A 386-nucleotide genomic window follows, 5' to 3' on the forward strand; every position below is an offset into this window, starting at 1 on the left:
CAGCAGGAAGACGCGCTCTCGGTGCTGCTCGGGCGCAATCCGGGCGATATCCTGCGCGGGCGCGCGCTGGCCGAACTCGCGGCGCCTGCCGTGCCGGCGGGGCTGCCGTCGGATCTGCTGGAGCGCCGTCCCGATCTGCGTCAGGCCGAGCAGGATCTCGTCGCGGCGAATGCGCAGATTGGTGCGGCCAAAGCGCTGTATTTCCCGCAGATTTCGCTGACGGGGCTGCTGGGTACGCAAAGCGGACAGTTCTCGAAGCTCTTTACGGGGCCGTCGCGCGTGTGGTCGTTTGCGGGTTCGATCGCGCAGCCGGTCTTCGAAGGCGGCGCGATCGTCGGACAGGTGAAGCAGGCCGAAGCGGTGCAGCAGCAGGCGCTGTACTCATA

1 protein-coding gene is annotated in these 386 nt (G+C 67.6%); it reads left to right on the top strand.

Going from position 1 to position 386, the window contains the following annotated elements:
* On the top strand, positions 1-386 hold a 386-nt coding region (locus tag SB822_RS55270; RefSeq protein WP_410858868.1), incomplete at both ends, for a TolC family protein.

It is taken from the genome of Paraburkholderia sp. SIMBA_054, assembly GCF_046534875.1.
Classification (GTDB): Bacteria; Pseudomonadota; Gammaproteobacteria; order Burkholderiales; family Burkholderiaceae; genus Paraburkholderia; species Paraburkholderia hospita.